The 3,970-nt window shown below is 30.8% G+C and carries 4 protein-coding genes and 1 pseudogene; all 5 read right to left on the bottom strand.

The genetic code is table 11. The annotated features are described in order from the left end of the window. Nucleotides 1-566: 566 nt before the first annotated feature. On the bottom strand, nucleotides 567-719 hold the full coding sequence (locus SOR77_RS07560) for a YvrJ family protein (protein ID WP_320636525.1): 153 nt from the start codon (nucleotides 717-719) through the stop codon (nucleotides 567-569). 482 nt (nucleotides 720-1,201) lie between these two features. After that, complete coding sequence (locus tag SOR77_RS07555) at nucleotides 1,202-1,837, bottom strand: DUF3793 family protein (RefSeq protein ID WP_320636524.1); 636 nt, start codon at nucleotides 1,835-1,837, stop codon at nucleotides 1,202-1,204. Next, the gene (locus SOR77_RS07550) at nucleotides 1,803-2,225 is read right to left on the bottom strand and encodes a flavodoxin (RefSeq protein ID WP_320636523.1); all 423 of its coding nucleotides are present in this window, start codon (nucleotides 2,223-2,225) and stop codon (nucleotides 1,803-1,805) included. The genes SOR77_RS07555 and SOR77_RS07550 overlap by 35 nt, the downstream gene beginning before the upstream one ends. A gap of 312 nt (nucleotides 2,226-2,537) precedes the next feature. Continuing rightward, nucleotides 2,538-3,221: a YczE/YyaS/YitT family protein gene (locus SOR77_RS07545; RefSeq protein ID WP_320636522.1), complete on the bottom strand. Its 684-nt coding sequence runs from the start codon at nucleotides 3,219-3,221 to the stop codon at nucleotides 2,538-2,540. A 257-nt stretch (nucleotides 3,222-3,478) separates the two neighbouring features. Further along, nucleotides 3,479-3,970, bottom strand: a pseudogene (locus tag SOR77_RS07540) (hypothetical protein); the annotation flags it as partial.

Raw genomic sequence — 3,970 nt, 5'->3', positions numbered from 1 at the left:
TTTTCTCATATTTAAATTCATCATTTCCTCCGAGTTAATTATACCACAGCTTAAAATCTATTTGGTATTGGTTGGTTATGAATTTATATTTATTTCATCGTAGGGGCGGCACGTGTCTGTGAAATAGATATTGGGTTTGTTGATGAAATTGACAAATTGAAAATTATATTGTAAAGCTGTATAGGCCCACCCGTTTTTGTATGTGTTGAAATTTATTTTTTATACATTTGTTTTGTTTTATCGTAGGGGCGGCACGTGTCTGTGAGATAGATATTGGGTTTGTTTATGTAATGGACAAATTGAAAATTATATTGCAAAACAACATAGGCCCGCCCTTTTTTGTATATGTTGAAATTTATTTTTTATACATGTTTCATTTTATTTATTTCATCGTAGGGGCGGCACGTGTCTGTGAAATAGATATTGGGTTTGTTGATGTAATGGATAAATTGAAAATTATATTGTAAAGCTGTATAGGTCCGCCCGTTTTTTGGGGTTATGTTATATGGTTTCGGCGAAAATCAACCTTTTTATAATAAAATAAATTACTATCTATTTTAATAAATTTACTTATTATCGTTTAAATTTACTATGCTATTGCTTAATTCATGAATACTGTTTGTCAAATCATTTAATTTTGATTCTATTCTAAATAATAAATAGAATGTTATTGCTATGGGAAATCCAACGTTTGAAATTTGTGTCATAATTTCGTCCATATTTTCCTCCTTTGTTATGTTTGTTTTATTGATGTTTGCGGGCGGGCCTATATTGTTTTGTCATTTATGCTTTTTATTTTTCTGTTTTTGTTTTGATTCTTTGTCTTTCTTGTAATCACGTGCCGCCCCTACGTTTTTTTGAAATTGTTGGTTTTTACGGGCGGGCCTATATTGTTTTGTCATTTATATTTTTTATTTTTTTGTTTTTATTTTAATTCTTTGTCTTTCTTGTAATCACGTGCCGCCCCTACAGTTCTTTGAAATTGTTGGTTTTTACGGGCGGGCCTATATTGTTTTGTTATTTATTATTTTTATTTGTTTAATTTTGTTTTGATTTTTTGTCTTTCTTGTAATCACGTGCCGCCCCTACTGTCGTTTCATTAATTTTTGATATTTCAGAGTGTAATCACACAACGAAAAGAAGAGACAGATTTCTCCATCTCTTCTTCTTTTGTAGGAATTAAGTTATTTTTTTGTAGGAATTAAGTCATGTCGTACGCTCTTTTAAAGTTATTTAATTCTTGTCTTGTGACAATCCACTTTAATAGATCATATATAAAGAATTTAAACTTGGCATTCCAAACATTAGAGTAACATTTCCAATACCCCACGCATTTACAGTCGCATCGTTTTTCTTTAAAAGCTATTACATCTTTTAAAGGATATCCAAGGAATATGCCCACTTCGCAAGGACAACTCGGACTGTTGAAATGTTGCTTTAATATGTTTAAAGATTCACGCATGTCGCATTCATACGCATAGCCATATTCGTAAAGAAATTCTTTAATTTTCACGTCCTTGATTCTATTTTTTAATCTTTGCGGATGGTACAAATAGACAAGTACCGAATCATCACTGCACCTTAATATTATGGAATCTAATTTGAGGAGTCTTTCAAAGGCGGTGTTATGTTTTATCCAACAACTTTTTAAATCTCTACCGGAAGATTTTAAGTTAATGAGTGTGCCGACCTTTCTACCGTAAACAGTAGGTGCTGTGTAGAATTTTAAAAGAGCAAGTACATAATTATAATCGTCTAATTCTTTAATTTTAAAGAAATACTTGCTGAAGTCCGCTTTTAATTTATGCGTTGGCAAGAAGTTTACCAAGAGCTTCACAATCCTCTTTGTCATCTTCTTTAGGTTGATCATAAACTGCTAGAGGTTCATCTACTAATTTTACGCCAAAACCTTCAAGCTCCTCTTGCCAGTCTCTAATCCACTGTCCATCTGCCCATTCATAAGATCCGAAAATCGCAACCTTTTTAGTAGAAAGCAATTCATTTACACTGTCCATGAAAGGACGCATATATCCTTCTTCAAGTTCTTCAGCTCCCATTGCCGGGCAACCAAATGCAATTTTATCAACATTTTTTACATCATCAATTGTAGCATTTGATACTTCAATTACTTTACATTCTTCACCAGCTGCTTTCACGCCATCTTCTATGTAGTGAGCCATCTGTTCAGTGTTACCAGTGCCACTCCAATAAATGATATTTACCATTTCTAGCTCCTTTCTCTATCGAAAAACTTTTAAACTAACTAAGGGTTTGTATGAACAACTGTTTTAAGAAGTTTTTTGATAGTGTTTATCATTTACAAGTATTATTATACGTTCGTCATCATCGTTTGTCAACACTTTTTGATAAAATTTATCATTTATTTTTTTATTCTCTTCAAGCCTTGAATTTACTTACATTCACGGCGATTTATTATCTATTTTTAAAAAAAATAATTTATTTTTTCTTTATATTTTATAATTTCCCCTTCAAAATAAAACAATTGGACAAAAACCAATTGCTTTTATCAAAAATATTCAATTATAGAATTTCGAATAAATTTTTGAAACTTTGTGTTCAAATAAATTTACTAATTTCCCAACAGTTAGGACGGATAGAATGGTCCCTATCCCTATTGTGTTAAAATCTATGCCCCCAAAAGCCCATATGGAAAAAGCAACTGCTACTGCTACCAATACGGCATCAAAAATAAATTTAACTGTTCCAAATCTTATATTTTTTACATCTGCTATGGTATATACCAAACTTTCTCCCGGAATTTTTACCACATCCGGAGCAATCTCAACGCTTATTCCAAAAGCCAAAATTACACAACCTATTAATAGAGCGACAATTTTTATAAAAATATTTGAAAAATCAAATAGGTCTAAAATTTTCATGTCTAGATCTATTAACATTCCAAAAATAAAAATAAATGGGAGTTGTAAAAATCTTTTAGCTTTAAAATTCTTTTTTAAAATAAAAATTTGGATTATAAAAAAAATAAAATTTAATAAAAAAGTTGCCATTCCGAAACTAATTTTATCAAAATACAAGCTTACTATATAAGGTATGCTTGAAATTTGTGAAGTCCCCAAGTTACTTTTCGTCATCAGAGCTATTCCTATCGAATTTAGAGTGATACCTATAAAAAATACTATGTATCGGTACATAAGTTTTGACTTGGTATTTACAGGTTTCTCAGTTTTTAATTTGTTCAAAAAAATTCACCTTTTCTAATACACTAATTATCTTATTTTATTTTTATACCCATAATATCAGTTAATATCATTTATTTTTTACAATTGTTATTTTATTATTCCATCGTATCCCCGACATGAGTTTAACGAGGTCCGCTCGTTTTATTATGATTTAATTTCATCTTATATTTTAAAATTTTAGTTGTTTTACATAGTATGTACTTATTTATTACTAAATTAAAAAACGGACCGCACTGCAATCCGTTAATAATATAATTCTATTTAAAAAACTCACTTCCCATTTCAAATAAAGTATCTACGCTTATATTTTCACTTGTCATAAAACTGTACAGTATTCCATTGTCTTCAAAAGATAGGTGGTGTGAAATAGAAGTTTCCCTTTTTGTACCCTCTCCGCCAATTCCAACGTTAAAGAAAGGGTCGTTTTCTGAACGTTCTACTTCTTCCGGGGTCATTTCTTTTTCACTTGCTAAAAACAAACTTTCTAAACGAGTGAAATAAAAATCGTGTCCGCTTATTTGTCTTTTTTCTGTATATGGTTGGTCTTCACGTTTAGGTTGGTTTGAAAAAACTTTGTCTAAGTATAATTCTCCCATAGTTCCATTGCTATCCTTATACGCAACATCAATTGCTTTTCGCTTATTAATTTGATTTCCTTCATCATCTATATCTGCTGTGTCCACTATTGTAATTCCATCAAACTTAAAGTCTCCTATAGTTTCGGGGACAACTGCTTCAAATCCTGCTTT

Origin of the sequence: Peptoniphilus sp., from assembly GCF_034090345.1 — a bacterium.
Taxonomy (GTDB): domain Bacteria; phylum Bacillota; class Clostridia; order Tissierellales; family Peptoniphilaceae; genus Peptoniphilus.
The sequence above is the reverse complement of the archived record's forward strand: the minus strand, read 5'-3'. Positions and strand labels throughout refer to the sequence as shown.

Excerpts from the sequence above, each read along its gene's own strand:
- SOR77_RS07560 (WP_320636525.1), bottom strand. The coding sequence starts at position 719 with ATGGACGAAATTATGACACAAATTTCAAACGTTGGATTTCCCATAGCA.
- SOR77_RS07550 (WP_320636523.1), bottom strand. The coding sequence starts at position 2,225 with ATGGTAAATATCATTTATTGGAGTGGCACTGGTAACACTGAACAGATG.